Source organism: Actinacidiphila glaucinigra (assembly GCF_035918135.1).
In the GTDB taxonomy this organism is placed as follows: domain Bacteria; phylum Actinomycetota; class Actinomycetes; order Streptomycetales; family Streptomycetaceae; genus Actinacidiphila; species Actinacidiphila glaucinigra.
This window is the reverse complement of sequence record NZ_CP109144.1, coordinates 7,709,042-7,725,529: the sequence shown is the minus strand read 5'-3', so window position 1 is coordinate 7,725,529 and position 16,488 is coordinate 7,709,042. Positions and strand designations below refer to the sequence as shown.

The 16,488-nt window shown below is 71.7% G+C and carries 14 protein-coding genes; 4 read left to right on the top strand and 10 right to left on the bottom strand.

The annotated features are described in order from the left end of the window. Nucleotides 1-3 precede the first annotated feature (3 nt). A complete protein-coding gene (locus tag OIE69_RS34875; protein ID WP_326578611.1) occupies nucleotides 4-582 on the bottom strand; it encodes an AMIN-like domain-containing (lipo)protein in 579 nt (192 codons plus the stop codon). Between the two features lie 36 nt (nucleotides 583-618). On the opposite strand from OIE69_RS34875, the gene OIE69_RS34870 reads away from it, so the two are divergent. After that, nucleotides 619-765, top strand: coding sequence for a hypothetical protein (locus tag OIE69_RS34870; RefSeq protein WP_326578610.1), 147 nt, complete (start codon nucleotides 619-621; stop codon nucleotides 763-765). Nucleotides 766-888: 123 nt separating this feature from the next. Here OIE69_RS34870 and OIE69_RS34865 read toward each other — a convergent pair whose 3' ends face one another. Next, nucleotides 889-1,665: a hypothetical protein gene (locus OIE69_RS34865; protein WP_326578609.1), complete on the bottom strand. Its 777-nt coding sequence runs from the start codon at nucleotides 1,663-1,665 to the stop codon at nucleotides 889-891. A gap of 178 nt (nucleotides 1,666-1,843) precedes the next feature. Between OIE69_RS34865 and OIE69_RS34860 the strand changes: the two genes are divergently transcribed. Further along, on the top strand, nucleotides 1,844-2,218 hold the full coding sequence (locus OIE69_RS34860) for an iron chaperone (RefSeq protein WP_326578608.1): 375 nt from the start codon (nucleotides 1,844-1,846) through the stop codon (nucleotides 2,216-2,218). After that, nucleotides 2,211-2,705, top strand: a complete 495-nt coding sequence (locus tag OIE69_RS34855; protein ID WP_326578607.1) for a hypothetical protein — start codon at nucleotides 2,211-2,213, stop codon at nucleotides 2,703-2,705. Before OIE69_RS34860 ends, OIE69_RS34855 begins: the two co-directional genes overlap by 8 nt. Nucleotides 2,706-2,796: 91 nt before the next feature. On the opposite strand, the gene OIE69_RS34850 is transcribed toward OIE69_RS34855, so the two are convergent. From OIE69_RS34850 to OIE69_RS34825, 6 genes are all read right to left on the bottom strand, one after another. Then, on the bottom strand, nucleotides 2,797-4,545 hold the full coding sequence (locus OIE69_RS34850) for a glycoside hydrolase family 35 protein (protein WP_326578606.1): 1,749 nt from the start codon (nucleotides 4,543-4,545) through the stop codon (nucleotides 2,797-2,799). A gap of 151 nt (nucleotides 4,546-4,696) precedes the next feature. Next, nucleotides 4,697-5,770, bottom strand: coding sequence for a LacI family DNA-binding transcriptional regulator (locus OIE69_RS34845; protein WP_392567694.1), 1,074 nt, complete (start codon nucleotides 5,768-5,770; stop codon nucleotides 4,697-4,699). Between the two features lie 137 nt (nucleotides 5,771-5,907). Beyond that, nucleotides 5,908-7,251, bottom strand: coding sequence for an ABC transporter substrate-binding protein (locus tag OIE69_RS34840; RefSeq protein WP_326578604.1), 1,344 nt, complete (start codon nucleotides 7,249-7,251; stop codon nucleotides 5,908-5,910). Nucleotides 7,252-7,367: 116 nt separating this feature from the next. Next, nucleotides 7,368-8,348 carry a carbohydrate ABC transporter permease gene (locus OIE69_RS34835; RefSeq protein ID WP_326578603.1) on the bottom strand — a complete coding sequence of 327 codons (981 nt, stop codon included), beginning with the start codon at nucleotides 8,346-8,348 and terminating at the stop codon, nucleotides 7,368-7,370. Between the two features lie 2 nt (nucleotides 8,349-8,350). Continuing rightward, nucleotides 8,351-9,271 carry a carbohydrate ABC transporter permease gene (locus OIE69_RS34830; RefSeq protein WP_326578602.1) on the bottom strand — a complete coding sequence of 307 codons (921 nt, stop codon included), beginning with the start codon at nucleotides 9,269-9,271 and terminating at the stop codon, nucleotides 8,351-8,353. Between the two features lie 269 nt (nucleotides 9,272-9,540). Beyond that, nucleotides 9,541-11,961: an FtsX-like permease family protein gene (locus OIE69_RS34825; RefSeq protein WP_326578601.1), complete on the bottom strand. Its 2,421-nt coding sequence runs from the start codon at nucleotides 11,959-11,961 to the stop codon at nucleotides 9,541-9,543. Between the two features lie 719 nt (nucleotides 11,962-12,680). On the opposite strand from OIE69_RS34825, the gene OIE69_RS34820 reads away from it, so the two are divergent. Beyond that, nucleotides 12,681-13,433: a DUF4328 domain-containing protein gene (locus OIE69_RS34820; protein ID WP_326578600.1), complete on the top strand. Its 753-nt coding sequence runs from the start codon at nucleotides 12,681-12,683 to the stop codon at nucleotides 13,431-13,433. A 492-nt stretch (nucleotides 13,434-13,925) separates the two neighbouring features. On the opposite strand, the gene opcA is transcribed toward OIE69_RS34820, so the two are convergent. Together opcA and zwf are read right to left on the bottom strand one after the other, a co-directional pair. Next, the gene (opcA, locus tag OIE69_RS34810) at nucleotides 13,926-14,921 is read right to left on the bottom strand and encodes a glucose-6-phosphate dehydrogenase assembly protein OpcA (protein ID WP_326578599.1); all 996 of its coding nucleotides are present in this window, start codon (nucleotides 14,919-14,921) and stop codon (nucleotides 13,926-13,928) included. After that, the gene (zwf, locus tag OIE69_RS34805) at nucleotides 14,918-16,453 is read right to left on the bottom strand and encodes a glucose-6-phosphate dehydrogenase (protein WP_326578598.1); all 1,536 of its coding nucleotides are present in this window, start codon (nucleotides 16,451-16,453) and stop codon (nucleotides 14,918-14,920) included. The genes opcA and zwf overlap by 4 nt, the downstream gene beginning before the upstream one ends. Between the last annotated feature and the right edge of the window lie 35 nt (nucleotides 16,454-16,488).

Here is a 16,488-nt window from a genome sequence, read left to right as displayed (position 1 = left end):
CCCTCACCAGGTGTGGGCCACGTCGACCACCACGCGGTCGGGCAGCTGGAACACCCGGAACGGCAGCCGGGCCCGGACCCCCAGGCCCACCTGCGTGTCACCCTCGAAGCTCGAGGCGAACCTCGCGTCCCGGAAGGTCCGGTAGCCGGTCAGGTCGACTCCCGGCAGCGTTCGCCCCGCCCGTCCCGGGTAGGTCGCGGCGCCGGTCTCCGGGTCGTACGAGGGGGCGGCCACCCGGATCTCGATGATCGCCCCGCCGGAGACGGGTATGACCCGGCCCGAGCCGTCCTGGTGGACGGCGTCGACGTACTGCACGGTGTAGCCGATGGCGTCCGTGCCGGCGGTGGGCACGTCGAACACCACGCGGTCGTAGCAGTCGTGCCTGCCGGTCCTGATGTCCCTCAGTGCCCCGAGGTCGGCGTCCGTCCCGGACTTCGGGAGACTGCCCCAGCCGGTCGGGCACGCCGGTGCGGGCGCCGCGGCCACCGTGGGCGCCGCGGTCACCGCGGGCGCCGCCACGGCCACCCCCGCACACGCCATCACCAGGGCGGCCAGCACCAGCCCAAATCGTTTCGCACGCATGGTTCCCCCTTGCATCGCGGCTCTTGCCTCCTTGCCATGTACGACATGCCGGGCAAGGATTTGGTTGTGCAGGGGCGCCCGGAACGGGGGCGTCTGCACGGTCTGGTCGAGGTCCGCTTCACGGACGCCCACGACCGGCAATGGGTCCTCGTCGAGAAGTCGGCCGTCGCACGGGCACGGTGAGGATCTCCCCCTCGCCGTGGGGGCTGGAATCCGTCGACGGCCACACCGAATGCGACGTGCGGCCCGACCAGTTGTCCGCGACTCCGGTGTCCGCGGCGCCGCCTTCGCCCTGACGGCCGCGCGTCAGCCGCCGGTACGGGGGAACGCCGTCCCCAGGACCTCCGTGACCGTGGTCAGGGTGGCGTCCGACGGGGCGCGCAGGCACACGTCGACGCGCACCTCGAAGGGCTTGCCGTACGCCGCCGAGAGGCCCTGGCCCCAGGCGAGGATCTCCGTGTCGCCCCGCAGTATGCGGCAGCTCTTGCCCGCCGGTACCGGTTTGCCCATGGTGAGGGGCGCCGCCAGGCCCGCCTTGCCCGTCACGACCGGCCGGAACGCCATCAGCACCCCGTTCCGGTCGAGTTCCTTCACCGGTTCGCAGTCGGGCGCCACCTCGTCCGCCAAGGCCGGGCAGGAGCCGCGTGGCGGGCGGCTGAGGGCCTGCGAGGCGACGAAGGCCGTGGCCTTGGCGCCGTCACCGACGGACAGGCCGTGCCAGCCCTGCGGTACGCGCAGCGTCAGTGCGGTCTCGTCCAGGAGGCGGACCGTGATCAGGGCCCGTGTGGATTGCGGCGAGGGCGTCGCGGCGGGAAGGACGTGCTGCCGCTCCGGCGCGGCGGCCGGTGAGCTGGCGTCGCCCGGTGGCCGCAGCCCCGGCACGAGGGCCACGCAGGCGACGACCGCGGCCACCGCCGTGACCGCTCCGGCGGCTGCCGCGCGGCGCCGCCTGCGCCGCTGCACGCGCCGCCGGATCTGCGTCATGCGGTCGGTGGGGGTGGCGGGCCGGGGCACCCCGTCGCGCAGGAGGCGGCGCAGCACCTGTTCCGTGTCGTGCCACTGCTCGTCAGGCGCGGCGCGCATGTTCCTCACTTCCCTCCACCCGCCGGGACGTCTGCGCGTCGGCCGGCGCCCTGCGTACGTGCACCTCGGGATTCTCCCCGGCGGTCGTGCGCCGGACGAATCCCCCACCCCTGTTCCAACCAGGTGGGGCGCCGTTCGGTTGCCCCGGAACACGGGGCCCGCCGCGTAGTCTTGCCGCATGGTGCACAGCAATGCGGCGGACGTCGACGGCTACCTCGCCGACGTCCCGGAGGGGCGCCGGCGGGCGCTGGTCAGGCTGCGCGAGCTGTGCCGGGCGGAGCTGACGGGGTTCGACGAGGTCATGGCGTACGGCATGCCCGCCTACGAGCGCGCGGGCGCGGCGGAGATCGCCTTCGCGAGCCAGAAGCAGTACATCTCCTTCTACCTCATGCGCGGCGACGTCCTCGCCGCCTTCGAGGACCGCCTTGCCGGACAGGACATGGGCAAGAGCTGTCTTCGGTTCCGCACGCCCGAGCGCATGGACTTCGGCCTGCTGCGCGATCTGCTGCGGGCCACCGCGGCCGAGCCCGGGGGGAGCACGACCGGTGAGTGACGACGACCGCCGCTGGGCGTGGGGGTGGCACGGGCCCCTCAACGTCGCGGCGATGCATCTGAGCGGCGTGCTCCTCGTGATGGGCTTCGCCGTGCTGCTCTCCGCGAGCGGTCCGGATCTCTCCTACGGTCAGACCTTCGGGCTGCTGCTGTGGATCGTGACCGTCCACGTCGTCGTGCAGATCCCGGTCGGGGCGATGGCCTCGCGCTGGGCGGCCCGAGGCCGTGCGCGCTGCGCGGGCATCGTCGCCGCCGCCGCCGCGGGAGCACTCACCTGGGTGCTCAGCCTGCTCGCCGGCTCCGGCTCCGGGATCGCGCCGCCGTTCCTGTGGTGGCAGACCTGGGCGGGTCTGTGCGTGTCCCTGGGTGCCTACGTCTGGCTCTGCACCCTGCGCCGTTCCACCGTCCGCCGCTTCGCCGGCCGCATCAGGTCGTGTGCCGAGTCCGCCGATCTGTGGATCGCGCTGCGTCTGCACCGCGGCAGATGAACACCGCCGCACCGCACCGCCGCCCGGGGTGCCGGGTCGGCGGGGCGGTGCCCGCGTTCAGGCCCTGGTCACCGCCTGGTCATCCGCCCGGTCATTCCTCGGTGGGCCCCAGGTCGGCGGTGTCGCGCAGGTCGACCGTCGCGCGGGCGGTCGCGTGGAGTTCGAGGACGACGAGTTCGTTCGTGCCGGGCCGCAGGACCGGGCCGGGGACGTAGAGGCGGCGCTGGGGGCCGCGCGACCAGTGGCGGCCGAGAGCGAAGCCGTTGATCCAGGCGTTGCCCTTGGTCCAGCCGGTCAGGTCCAGGTACGTGTCGGCGGGCCGCTCGACCTGGAACTCCCCGCGGTGGAACGTGGGCCCCACGGGCTGCGGGCCGCCGGTGGTGAAGGTGAGGCCCGACAGGTCGTCCAGGGGCAGGGGCGTGCTGCTCCAGCCGGTCAGTTCGGTGCCGCCCGCGGTGACGGCGCCGGTGAGGCCCTTGCGGTCGTGGATGCCCTGCCCGTAGTTGACGCGGCCCTGGTTCTCGACGAGGACGGCCAGGGTCGCCCCGCCGTCGGGCACGGTGACGGCCAGGGCGGCCTCGTGCTGTTCGCGTTCGAGGACTCCGGCGGCGGCGCCGTCGAGGAAGACCTGCGCCCGGTCCGCGATCCCGGCGAAGTGCAGCAGGGTGGGGCCGGGTTCGCTCAGCGCGGTCTCGTACAGCACAAAGCCGAAGTCCTGGCCGAGTTCCTCCATGGTCAGCGGGCGCGGCCCGGTGACCGCCTCGCCGAGACGGCCGGCGGAGCCGAGCAGCGGGGTGTTCCCGGTGAGCCGGACGCCGAGCAGGTTGAGCTTCTTGGACGGCTCGGGCAGGGGTTCGTCGGGGACGGTGGTGTGCCGGGCGAGGACGTCGCGGAAGGCGAGGTACTTGGGGGTGATGTCGCCGGCCTCGTCCAGGGGCGCGTCGTAGTCGTAGGAGGTGATGGTGGGGCGGTAGGTGTGCTTGTCGTTGGCGCCGTTGGTGAAGCCGAAGTTGGTCCCGCCGTGGAACATGTAGAGGTTGACGCCGGCGCCGGCCGACAGCATCTCGTCGAGGTCGGCGGCGGCCGACCCCGCGTCGCGGACGACGTGCACACCGCCCCAGCGGTCGAACCAGCCGTTCCAGAACTCGGTGCACATCAGCGGCCCGTCGCCCTGGTGCTCGCGCAGCGCGGCCAGGCCCTGCGCGGGGCGGCTGCCGAAGTTGACGGTGGAGAGGACGCCGGGGATGCTGCCGCGGGCCAGGTCGGCGGGCTGGTCGCAGGTGAACAGGGGGACGTCCACGCCGCCCTGCCGCAGCCGGTCCTGAAGGTGCGTCAGATAGACGGGGTCCTCGCCGTAGGCGCCGTACTCGTTCTCGACCTGCACCGCCAGGACGGGGCCTCCGTTGGTGGCCAGGTAGGGGACGACCAGCGGCAGCAGCCGGTCCAGGTAGTCGTCGACCGCCTCCAGGTAGCGGGGGTCTGCGGTGCGCAGCCGGATTCCGGGCGTCGCGAGCAGCCAGGACGGCAGTCCGCCGCCCTCCCACTCGGCGCAGATGTAGGGGCCGGGGCGCAGCAGTACGTGCAGGCCCTCCTCCTGCGCCAGTTCCAGGAAGGCGGGCAGGTCCAGGCCTTCGTCGCCGCGGAAGGTCCGCGGCCGCGGCTGGTGGAGGTTCCACGGCACGTAGGTGTCGACGGTGTTGAGTCCGAGCAGTCGTGCCTTGCGCAGCCGGTCGCGCCACTGGCCGGGGTGGACGCGGAAGTAGTGCAGACCACCGGAGATGATGCGGAACGGCTCGCCGCCGAGGCGGAATTCGTTCCCTTCGATCCGCAGTGCGGGCATGGGCCGTGCTCCTCCAGTGGAGTTGGTTTCTGGTGCGTGCGGTGCGGTCACGGGGCGAGCGCCGGGTGTGGGGCGGGGCATCCCGTGACGGGATGTTTGCGTTGCCATGGCGGGGTGCGCGATGGCGGGAGGTCGGGCCGGGGGGGTGCCGTCAGCGGCTCCGCGGCGGAGGGGCCGCGGTGCTGCCGCGCACGACCAGACTGGTGGGCACCAGCGTGGTGCCCTGCTCCGCCTCGTCGTTGCGGATCTGCCGCAGCACCCCGTCGACGCAGCGCCGGCCGACCTCGGCGAAGTCCTGGTGGATCGTCGTCAGCGGCGGCATGTACGAGGCGGCCTCGGGGATGTCGTCGAAGCCCACGACGCTGACGTCCTCCGGCACCCGCCGGCCGTGCTCGCTCAGCGCGCGCAGCAACCCGAGGGCCATCTGGTCGTTGGCGACGAACACCGCCGTGCAGCCGGGGTCCGCGGCGATCCGCAGCCCGGCCGCGTAGCCGGACTCCGCGGACCAGTCGCCGCGCAGCAGAGGCGGCACCTCACGCCCGGCCGCCTCCAGCGCCGCCCGCCACGCACCCACCCGGCGCTCGGCGGCGAACGACTCCTTCGGCCCCGCGATGTGCCGCACCGTGCCGTGACCGAGGCCCAGCAGGTGCTCCACGGCCGCCCCGGCACCGCTGGCCTGGTCGGTGTCGACCACGCAGTACCGGTCGCCGGCGTCGGAGTCCACCACGACCACGGGCGCGGTCGGCGGCAGGGCCACCGTCATCGCGTCCAGCAGATGGACCTCCATGATCATGACGACGCCGTCCACGGCCAGCTCACCGAGCCGGGTGAACGCCCCCTGGACGCCGTCCCGCGTGGGCGCGGTCACCGGCAGCAGCGTCGTGGCGTAGCCCTCGCGGGCCGCGGAGGAGGCCACGGCTTCCAGGGTGCGCATGTTGCCGGTGCTGGAGAGGCTGAACAGGATGACGCCGATGGTACGGAACTCGCCCCGCTTGAGGGCGCGGGCCGCGCTGTTGGGCCGGTAGCCGAGTTCCTTCATCGCGACCAGCACCTGCTGCCGGGTCTCCTCCAGCACCCCGGGGAAACCGTTGGAGACCCGGGAGACGGTCTGCGCCGAGACGCCCGCCAGCTTGGCCACGTCGGCCATCGACGCACCGCGCCGCCGCCGCTGCGCGCCCGCCGCCGAGCTCTGTCCGGTCCCGTCCACGTGCGTCGTACACCTCATACGTTTCACAGCCGTTGATGGTCAGAAGTCTAGGGGGCCAAGCCTCGCGGACCGGCGGTCCGCGGGCCCCCCGGGCCGGCGCCGCCGCCCCCACCGAGGGGGACCCGCGGGCGCCGGCCTAAGGTCGCGACGGGCCGTCAGCCGCCGACGCTGAAGCCCTGGTCCTTGCCGTACTTGACCGAGGCGTCCCGCCAGGTGCCGAGGGCGTCGGACAGCGGCGTGGAGGACACGTAGGCCTTGCCCACGGTGTCGTTGAAGACCGAGTTGGCGTACACCTGGTACGGCAGGTACGACCAGCCCTTGACGACGTTCCCGGCCGACTTCGCGAAGATCTCGTTGGCCTTCTGACCGCCGAAGTAGGGGAACTCGGTGTCCAGGAACGCCTGGGAGTTCAGGTCCGCGGTCGTGGCCGGGAAGGCGCCGCCCTTGATGCGGGCCTGCACACCGGCGTCCTTGTTCGCGTACTTCACGAAGGCGTAGGCCAGCGGCTTGTCCTTGGCCGCCTCCATCACCGCCAGCGAGCTGCCGCCGTTCTCCGCGCTGGCGCTCTGGCCCGCCTGCCACTGCGGCAGCGCCGCCGCACGCCAGTCACCGGACGCCGAGGGGACGCCGGAGACGAAGTTGGCGGGCATCCAGGCACCCGTCGACAGGGTGGCGATCGTGCCGTCGGCGAGGCCCTTGTACCACTGGTCGCTCCAGGACGCGATCGGCGCGAGGAGCTTCTCGGAGATCAGCTTCTGCCAGACCTCGGTGAACTTCTTCGTGCCCGCGTCGCCGAAGTCGACGTTCACCTTCGTGCCGTCCACCGTGTACGGGTGTCCGCCGGCCTGCCAGATCAAGCTGGTGACGAAGCCGGCGTCACCGGTGTCGTTGGTGATGTACGCCTTCGGGTCGGCCTTGTGCAGCGCGCGGGCCGCGGTCAGGTACTCGTCCCAGGTCGTGGGAACCGCGATCTTGTGCTTGTCGAGGACCTTCTTGTTGAAGAACATCGCCATCGGCCCCGAGTCCATCGGCAGCGCGTACACCCCGCCGTTGACGGCGACGGAGTTCCACGGGCCCGGCGAGTACGCCTTGGACAGGTCCTTGGCACCGTACGCGCTCAGATCCGTGACGGACTTGCCGAGCGCGAACTGGCTCAGCGCGTAGTACTCGATCTGCGCCACGTCCGGCGCCCCGGAACCGGCCTGCACCGCGTTCTGCAACGCCGTGTACTGGTCGTTGCCCGTGCCCGCGTTGACCAGCTTCACCTTGACCTTGGGGTACTTCGCCTGGAAGTCGGTCACCACCTGCTTCAGCGTCGGCTCCCACGCCCACACCGTCACCGTGCCGCCCTTCTTCAGCGCCGCCTCGACGCTGCCCGCGTCCGCGGCCTTGGCGCCCGAGCCGGAGTCGTCGGAGGAACCGCAGGCGGTCAGGGACAGCGCCGCCGCGCAGAGCACGGCGATCGCCTGCGCCGAACGGCGCAGTGGCTTGTTCGTCATCGCATCTCACTTCGTTGTGGTGATGGTCTGCGGCACCGCCCGTCGCCGCGGCACTGCTGTGCCGGGCGGCGGACCGCAGGGGGAGGATGGGTACGGCACCGCGGCGGCGCCGGTGATCATTCCTTGACGCTGCCCGCGGCGAGCCCGGTCTGCCAGAAGCGCTGCAGGAGGAGGAAGGCCGCGACCAGCGGCACGATGGTCAGCAGGGAGCCGGTGACCACCAGGTTGAACACCGGCTGCCCGCCCGCGGTGGCGGCCTGGGCGTTCCAGGCGTTGAGGCCCAGGGTGAGGGGGTACCAGTCCGGGTCCTTGATCATGATCAGTGGCAGGAAGTAGTTGTTCCACGTCGCGACCACGGTGAAGAGCAGCACGGTGACGATGCCGGGTCCCAGCAGCGGCAGGCCGATCCTGAAGAAGGTGCGGATCTCCCCCGAGCCGTCGACCCGGGCGGCCTCCAGCAGCTCGTCGGGGATCGCCTCGGAGGCGAAGACCCACATCAGGTAGAGGCCGAACGGCGAGATCAGCGAGGGCACGATCACCGCCCACGGGGTGTTCGTCAGGCCCATCTTGCTGAACATCAGGAACGTCGGCACGGCCAGCGCGGCACCCGGAACGGCGACCGCGCCGATCACCACCGCGAAGACCGCCCGCCTGCCCGGGAAGTCGAACTTCGCCAGGCCGTAGCCGCCCAGCACCGCGAGGAAGGTCGCGCCGCCCGCGCCCAGCGCCACGTACAGCAGGGTGTTGAGCAGCCAGCGGACGAAGATGTGGTCGTCGTAGGTGAGGGTCTGCTGGATGTTGTCCCACAGCGCGAAGTCACCGCTGAACCACAGCCCGAAGGAGTCCAGCAGGCTGTTCTGGGTCTTGGTCGCGCTGATCAGCAGCCAGGCCAGCGGGACCAGGGTGTAGACCGCGACCAGGGCGGTCAGGACGGTGAGCAGGACACTGCGCCGGGGCCGGTCGGAGGAGTGCCGCCGGCCCGCGGGGCGCTCGGACGGTGCGGCGCCGCGACGCCCGCGCCACGGGCCGGCGGTGCCCGCCCGGCCCTCCGCGCCGGTGCCCGCCCCGGTGTCTGCCTGCGTGCTCGCCTGGGCCATCGTCAGGCCTCCTTGCGCATGCCGCGCAGCTGCACGACGTAGGCGATGATCATCGTGACGACCCCCATGACGATCGCGACGGTCGCCGCGTAGTTGTGCTGCTGGCCGGAGAAGGACAGCGAGTAGGTGTAGAGGTTCGGTGTGAAGTACGTCGTGATGGCGTTGGGCGCCAACGGCTTGAGGATGCTCGGCTCGTTGAACAGCTGGAAGCTGCCGATGATCGAGAAGATCGTCGCGATGACCAGGGCCCCGCGGATCGCCGGGATCTTGATGGAGGTGACGATCCGCAGCTGGCTCGCGCCGTCGATCTCCGCCGCCTCGTACAGGGAGCGCGGCACGACGTGCAGCGCCGAGTAGAAGATCAGCATGTTGTAGCCGACGAACTCCCAGGTCACGATGTTGCCGATGCTCGCCAGCACCAGGCCGGGCGAGAGGGGGTTCGGCAGCGAGGCGCCGAAGGCGTCGTTGATGTCGGCGACCAGACCGAAGCGGTCCCCGTACATGAAGCCCCACATCAGCGTCGCCACGACGGCCGGGACCGCGTACGGCAGGAAGATCGTGATCCGGAAGAACTTCCGGCCGTGCAGCCGCCCGCTGTCCAGCGCGAGCGCGACCAGCAGCGCGATGCACAGCATGATCGGGACCTGCACGGCGAGGAACAGCGCGACGCGCCCCAGGCCGGACCAGAACTGGCCGTCCTGGAAGGCCTGGACGTAGTTGTCCAGCCCGACGAAGGAGGTCCCGCCGATCAGGCGGTCACGGAACAGGCTCAGGTAGATCGAGTAGCCGATCGGCGCCAGGAAGACCAGCGCGAAGACGATCATGAACGGCGCCACGAAGCCCCAGCCCAGCCAGCGCCGGCCCCGGCGTCCTCGGGGAGGAGCGGCCCGGCCGGTACCCGGTGGCGGCGGTATGGCAGCCATGTTCCCATCCTTCACATCGTCGTGCGGGATCCCGCCACAGAGGGTGGGGTCGGGATGGTTGCGTAAACATCTACGAACGCAGTCGGCGCACGTTTACGCAAACATTTGATGGACGCGATGGTGACACCGGCCATCGCGACACGTCAAGGGCCCTCACGCGGTTCCTCCCCGACACGGCCCCGCGAGACCGTTCCCGCACGTCAACAGCCCTTTGTCCACGGCGAGTCGGCCGCCGCCGGCCCGCGCAACGGACCGGCGGCAGCCGGCAGTCACTCCGTACGCAGCCCGTCCGCCCGCATCATCCGCCACAACGCCGGAAGACTCAGCAACGTCACCACCAGCACCGCCGCCGCACCGATCCCCGCGTACGGCAGGAACACCCACCAGTCCCGCACCGGCTTCACCACGATGCCCAGCATCACCCTGCCCAGCACCAGCCCACCCGCGATCGCCACGACCGTACCCGCCAGCACCGGCACCGCCGTCTGCCACAGCACCGACCACGCCAGCGTCCTGCGCCGCGTACCGAAGGCCACCAGCACCGACAGCAGCCGCCGGCGCTCCCTCAACTGCTCGATCAACGCCACCAGCATCCCCGCCGCGATCAGCACCACCGTCAGCGTCCCGCCGATCCGCAGACCGGTCTGCACACTCGAGTACTGCCGGTCACGCTCCACGTTCACCAGCCCGTACACCCGCAACGCCGGATCCAGCCGCGCCGCGGCATTGCGCAGACGCTCCGCAGCGTCCGCGACACCGTGGTCGATCGCCACGTACGCGGACGTCGACGCCTGCGGCAACCGGTACCCGGACAGCGCCCCCGGAGTCGCCAGGATGCCGTCATGGACGTCCCCCACCGGGTCCGGCACCGCCACCACCGCACGGGCCGACTCCGGCAACGTCCACGACTCACCCTTCGCGACACCGTCGGACATACCGCCGAGATCGAACTCCCGGCCCGGCCGGGCGACCTCGTCCGTCCGGAGATTCGCCTCCCGCGCCCGGCCCGACGACCCCCGCTGATGGGCCACGAAGGTGTCACCGTCACGGCACGAGGGCAACGACGCCAGCGACCGCAACGTCGCACAACTCGCCACCGTGAGCGTGGTGACCGACCCCGGCCCCGAACCGGCGTCCACACGGTTCACATACGACTGGACCGTGGCGACCACCCGCCGCACACCCCCGACCCGCCCGAACTCCTCGGCCATCCGCTCCGCCAGCGCCGGCGCACCCGCACTCCCCGAAGCGGTCGCCACACTGAAGTCCGCACGCACGACATCCGCACGACCGGACGACGTACCGGCCGCCGGCGGAGCGGACGACGACGACGCGAAGTCCTCCTGCATACCGCCGAACACCATCTGCAGCGCGATCGCCCCGGCCACCGCCACGGTGATACCACTGACCGCCCGCGACGCCGTCCCACTGCTCAACTGCAGCCGGCGCACCGCGAGCTGCCACGCCACCGGCCCCCCGCGCAACCGCCGCACCACCGCCTCCACCAGCCACGGCAACAGCCCGGTCAACCCCACCAGGACCAGCACCGCGCCCAGCACGATCGGATACACACCACCCGACCCCAACTCCTCCTCCGCCGAACCCGTCCACGCCAGCACACCGACCCCGACCACAGGAGCCACCAGCCGCCACCACAACCGGCGCGGACGCAACGCGGCATGCCGCACGACCCCCAACGGCTCGATCACCACCGAACGCAGCGCCGACTGCGTGACCAGCACCGCCCCCACCAGGATCGCCACCACGACCAGACCCGCCGGCAACGCATCAGGGGCGACGTCAGCCGGAAAGGCACTCACACCCCACAACCGCACCGATCCCGCCAGCCGGCTCGCCCCCAGGAACAACCCGGTACCGACCAGCAGCCCCAGCGCGGCGCCGAACAGCGCCTCACCCGCCGCGATACGGCGCGTCATGGCGACGTCCGCACCCACCAGCCGCAGCGCGGCCAGCCTTCGGTCCCTGCGGTCCCCGCCGAAACGGACGGCCGTGGCGACGAAGACACCCACCGGCACCAGCAGGACGACACAGATCAAGGCGACCAGGACCACCAGCCTCGGGTCGAAACGCCCGGAGCCCGGATCATGGCCGTACCCCGCCGACCTGATCGCACCCTGGCTCCTGGAGAGCGTGCCGCTGCCGGCGTAGAAGCGCAGCTCACCGGGCTCGAGCAGACCCCGGTCCGCGATGGTCCCGATGATCCGGTAACCGAGCCGCTCCTTGAGCAGGGCGCCGGACGGCGAGCCCAGCAGCCCGCGCAGGGCGGGCGAGACCACCATCTCCCCCGGCCCGGGGACGCGCGCGACACCCGGCGGCGGCGGAGCCCCGGGACCGTCCGGGCGCAGCAACTGCCCGCCCACGGCATCACCACGGAACTCGGTGGCGGCGTCGAGCCAGAGGAACGTCGTGTCCCCGCGCCGTACCGACACCTCGCTCTCGAAGTTCGGCGTCTCGCGCGCGTGACCGCGCCCTTCGCGGGCGTCGAGGACGTTCGGCACCGCGGCGGCGAGGAACAGCAGGGCCACACCGAGTCCGACGCCCACCGCGGTGAGCGCCGTGCGGATCCACCCCTCACGGCCTCCGGAGCCCGCCAGCCGCATGCCGAGTCCCAGATCTCCGAGCGCCGAGCGGAGCCGCCCCCGCTCACCGCGGGCACCTTGACGGCTCATGCGGGACCTCCCGGGCAGGGCATGCCGTCGTGCGTCACGGTTCGGCGGGAACGGGAGCGGGACGCGGCCTCGGGCGGCGCGAGGGAATGGAGGAACGGCTGCGGGTCGAAGAACATGCGGTGAATATACACGCTGTCTATACACTCGATGTCTACCCACAGTGTGTCATTACAGTGTGCTCGCGGTTCCGGCTCAACGCCTCCACCTGTGAGGCATCTTCCCTGTTCAGGGCGGTACGGCGTGACGTATGGGAGACACGCGGAGAGGACGAGCCGGACAGTGGCAGGAGTGTCGACATTGGTGACGGTGGGGCGGATCGCGCCGACTCGCGGGCGCATCCCGGGCAGGCCCGGACGCGGCGGGTCCCCCGGTGCCATGCGTTCTCGACCCTCGCATTACTCGCTGGCAGAGGCTGCGGCGACGCGGTGGACCGCCGAGGTCGGCCGTGGCCTGAGACAGCCGTGTCCGGCGGGAGCGGGCCGGGGCCTCGATGGGCCTGCTCGTGGACCCTGCCGCCGGCCGGACCCTGCCGGCGCCCGCCGTTTCCCTGGTCGAAACCGGCAGGTGGGACGCCCGTTCACCCGTGCGGCCATCGCGACCGGGCCGAAGGCGGCGAACACCGCTCAATGATGTGGACTCGCCAAGATCTGCTGCCGTAATGTCCTCCTGCCCGCCGCTCGGCGTGCACGTCTCCATGCTGTGTCCCTGGGGGGGATTCCATGTCGTTCAGCCCTGCCGGGCCGCCGCCCGGCGCCCAGTACCCCGCCCCGTACCCCGTACCCGTCGGACCCCCGGCGACCACCGCCGTGCTCCGATCGCCGCTCGGCCTCGCGACCGCGGTGGTGGTGCTCCTGTCGCTGGTCATCGCGGCCGATGTCCTCGACATCGTCGCGGAGGCCGGCCGCTACGCCCTGATGGACACGGCGGTCGGGGACGTACTCGCCACCGTCGACCAGTCCGCCCTGAACCGCTCGGACCTGTGGATCGGGGTCGCGGCGGCACTGCAGTTCCTCACGCTGGTGGGGGCGGCCGTCCTCTTCGTCATCTGGTTCCACCGGGTGCGCACCAACGGCGAGGTGTTCGCCCCCAACGGATTCGAGAAGGGCCGCGGGTGGGCGATCGGCGGCTGGTTCATCCCGATCGGCAACCTCTGGATCCCCTCCAGGATCGCCCGGGAGACCTGGGTCGCGAGCTCCCAGACGACGCAGGACGGCCGCCTGCGTCCCGCCGACTCGGGCCCCGTCGCGTACTGGTGGGCGGCCTGGGTGGCTTCCGAACTGCTGAGCTGGCTCTCGGTGCTCGTCACCAACGGCGGCTCTCAGTACGCCGACGACCTCCGCGACGCCGCCGGCTTCGCCATCGCCGCGGACGCCGTGGACATCCTGGCCGCGGTCCTCGCCATCCTGTTCGTCCGCAAGCTGACGGCCATGCAGCACCGCAAGGCCACGGAAGGCCCGTTCGCCCTGTCCTGACCCGGACTCGGCCGCACGTCGGTCACCTGTCGGCGGGACGTCGGTCGCGTGCGGGGGCGTGTCAGCGCGCGGTCAGCGGCCTGTCAGCGGGAGTGGGCAGTGTGCGGGCATGGACACCGTCACCGCGGAGAGATCCGCCCCGCCCGCTCCCGCCCGCCGGCCCCGCACCGCGGACTCCGCGCGATCCGCGCCGGCCGCGTTCGCGCGCTTCGCCGTGTGCGGCGGCGGGGTCGGACTGGCGTCCTGCGCGGTGCTGTCGGTGCTGTCGGGGCCGGTGCCGTTCGCCCTGGCGAACGCAGGTGTGACGGTGGCCTCGACGGTTCTGGCCACCGAGCTGCACGCGCGTTTCACCTTCGGCGGGGGCCGCGCCGGGTGGCGGGCGCACCTGGAGTCGGCGCTGACGGTCGCGGTCTGCTACCTGTTCACCACGGCCGCGATGCTGCTCCTGCAGGCGGTGTGCGCCGCCCCCGGCGTACTGCTCCGGCAATCGGTCTACTTGGCGGCCTCCGCGCTGGCCGGCTTGGGCCGCTTCTTGGTGCTCCGCGCGGTGGTCTTCGCCCGGCGGGGCGGCTCCGCGTCATCGGCGTGGCGCAGCGACGCGGCGTACATCTCGTCGGGGTCGAGCCGGCGCAGTTCCTCGGCGATGAGGTCGGCGGTGGGCCGGACCTTCAGCGCGAGGTGCCGACTGGGCTGCCCGGGGATGGTGAGGGTGGCCAGCGGGCCCTCGGGGCGGTCGATGTTGATGTCGCCGTCCGGGGTGCGCAGCCGTACCGCGGTGACGACCGGGCCGGCGGTGACGACGCGGTCGACGGGGACGCGGAGGCGGTTGCCGAGCCAGCGGGCGAGAAGTTCGGCGCTGGGGTTGTCGGCCTCGCTCTCGACGGCGGCCGAGGTGACGGTGGCCCGGGCCTGGTCGAGCGCTGCGGCGAGCATGGACCGCCAGGGCGTGAGCCGGGTCCAGGAGAGGTCGGTGTCGCCGGGGGTGTAGCCGGCGGCGCGGGCCTCCAGTTCCTCCATGGGCCGCTCGACGGCGTACGCGTCGGTGATCCGGCGCTGCGCCAGCGCGCCGAGGGGGTCGGCGGCGGGGTTCGCGGGGGCGTCGACGGGCCACCAGACGACCACGGGGGCGTCGGGCAGCAGCAGCGGCAGCACGACGCTGTGGGCGTGGTCGGCGAGTTCGCCGTGCAGGCGGAGCAGGACGATCTCGCCGGTGCCGGACTCGCCGCCGACGCGCACTTCGGCGTCGAGGCGGGCGTTGCGCCGGTCGCGGGGGGAGCGGCCGGGCCGCTTGATGACGACCAGGATGCGCGAGGGGTGCTCGCGCGAGGCGTCGGAGGCGGCCTTGAGGGCGTCGTAGTGGTTGCCCTCGTCGGTGACGATGACGAGGGTGAGCACCATGCCGACCGCCGGGCTGCCGATCGACCTCCGCGCCTTGATCAGCGCCGAGTTGATCTTGCTTGAGGTGGTCTCGGTCAGATCGATGTTCATGGCCGGCGCCAGCTCCTGCCGTCTCGTGCGAGCATCTCGTCCGCCGCCTTCGGACCCCATGTACCGGCGGTGTACTGCTCGGGTTTGCCGTGGCGGTCCCAGTACTCCTCGATCGGATCGAGGATCCGCCAGGACTCCTCCACCTCCTGGTGCCGGGGGAAGAGGTTGGCGTCGCCGAGCAGGACGTCCAGGATCAGCCGCTCGTAGGCCTCCGGGCTGGACTCGGTGAAGGACTCGCCGTAGGCGAAGTCCATCGTCACGTCCCGGATCTCCATCGACGTCCCGGGCACCTTCGAGCCGAAGCGCACGGTGACACCTTCGTCCGGCTGAACGCGGATGACCAGGGCGTTCTGCCCCAGCTCCTGGGTGTCGGTGTGGCTGAAGGGCAGGTGGGGGGCGCGCTGGAAGACGACCGCGATCTCGGTGACGCGGCGGCCCAGGCGCTTGCCGGTGCGCAGGTAGAAGGGGACCCCCGCCCAGCGGCGGTTGTCGATCGCCAGCTTGATCGCGGCGTAGGTGTCGGTCCTGGACTTGGCGTCGATGCCCTCCTCCTCCAGGTAGCCGAGCACCTCCTCCCCGCCCTGCCAGCCGTGCGCGTACTGGCCGCGCACGGTGTGGGCGCCGAGGTCGTCGGGGTGCCGGACGGCCTGGAGGACCTTGAGCTTCTCCTGCACGAGGGACTTGGCGTCGAAGCCCGACGGTTCCTCCATCGCGGTCAGCGCGAGGAGTTGGAGGAGGTGGTTCTGGATGACGTCGCGTGCGGCGCCGATGCCGTCGTAGTAGCCGGCGCGGCCGCCGATGCCGATGTCCTCGGCCATCGTGATCTGCACGTGGTCGACGTAGGAGCGGTTCCACAGCGGCTCGAACATCGTGTTGGCGAAGCGCAGCGCCAGGATGTTCTGGACCGTCTCCTTGCCCAGGTAGTGGTCGATCCGGAAGACCTCGGCGGGCGGGAAGACCTGGTGGACGACCTGGTTGAGCTCCTGGGCGCTGGCCAGGTCGTGGCCGAAGGGCTTCTCGATCACGGCCCGTCGCCAGGAGCCTGAGGGCGGGTCGGACAGCCCGTGCTTCTTCAACTGCTGTGCGACCAGGGGGAAGAACTTGGGCGGCACCGAGAGGTAGAAGGCGAAGTTGCCGCTGGTGCCCCGGGCCTTGTCGAGTTCCTCCACGGTCGCGCGCAGTTTCTCGAAGGCGTCGTCGTCGCCGAAGTCGCCGGGCACGAAGCGCATTCCGGCGGCCAGCTCCGTCCAGACCTCCTCGCGGAAGGGGGTGCGCGCGTGCTCCTTGACGGAGTCGTGGACGACCTGCGCGAAGTCCTGGTCGGCCCAGTCGCGGCGGGCGAAGCCGACGAGGGAGAAGCCCGGCGGCAGCAGCCCGCGGTTGGCCAGGTCGTACACGGCGGGCATCAGCTTCTTACGGGACAGGTCGCCCGTCACACCGAAGATCACCAGGCCGGACGGGCCCGCGATGCGCGGCAGCCGCCGGTCGGATGGATCGCGCAGCGGATTGTTCCAGCTGTCGGTTTCCGTCATGGGTCCACTTCTCTTCATGGTGGGTGCGGCGTAGT

Bases quoted from the DNA above. Each gene is read 5' to 3' on its own strand.
- OIE69_RS34850 (WP_326578606.1), bottom strand. From the start codon at position 4,545: ATGCCCGCACTGCGGATCGAAGGGAACGAATTCCGCCTCGGCGGCGAG.
- OIE69_RS34820 (WP_326578600.1), top strand. From the start codon at position 12,681: ATGTCGTTCAGCCCTGCCGGGCCGCCGCCCGGCGCCCAGTACCCCGCC.
- OIE69_RS34865 (WP_326578609.1), bottom strand. From the start codon at position 1,665: ATGCGCGCCGCGCCTGACGAGCAGTGGCACGACACGGAACAGGTGCTG.
- OIE69_RS34835 (WP_326578603.1), bottom strand. From the start codon at position 8,348: ATGGCCCAGGCGAGCACGCAGGCAGACACCGGGGCGGGCACCGGCGCG.
- OIE69_RS34860 (WP_326578608.1), top strand. From the start codon at position 1,844: ATGGTGCACAGCAATGCGGCGGACGTCGACGGCTACCTCGCCGACGTC.
- opcA (WP_326578599.1), bottom strand. From the start codon at position 14,921: ATGAACATCGATCTGACCGAGACCACCTCAAGCAAGATCAACTCGGCG.
- zwf (WP_326578598.1), bottom strand. From the start codon at position 16,453: ATGACGGAAACCGACAGCTGGAACAATCCGCTGCGCGATCCATCCGAC.
- OIE69_RS34840 (WP_326578604.1), bottom strand. From the start codon at position 7,251: ATGACGAACAAGCCACTGCGCCGTTCGGCGCAGGCGATCGCCGTGCTC.
- OIE69_RS34875 (WP_326578611.1), bottom strand. From the start codon at position 582: ATGCGTGCGAAACGATTTGGGCTGGTGCTGGCCGCCCTGGTGATGGCG.
- OIE69_RS34830 (WP_326578602.1), bottom strand. From the start codon at position 9,271: ATGGCTGCCATACCGCCGCCACCGGGTACCGGCCGGGCCGCTCCTCCC.
- OIE69_RS34825 (WP_326578601.1), bottom strand. From the start codon at position 11,961: ATGAGCCGTCAAGGTGCCCGCGGTGAGCGGGGGCGGCTCCGCTCGGCG.
- OIE69_RS34845 (WP_392567694.1), bottom strand. From the start codon at position 5,770: ATGAGGTGTACGACGCACGTGGACGGGACCGGACAGAGCTCGGCGGCG.
- OIE69_RS34870 (WP_326578610.1), top strand. From the start codon at position 619: ATGTACGACATGCCGGGCAAGGATTTGGTTGTGCAGGGGCGCCCGGAA.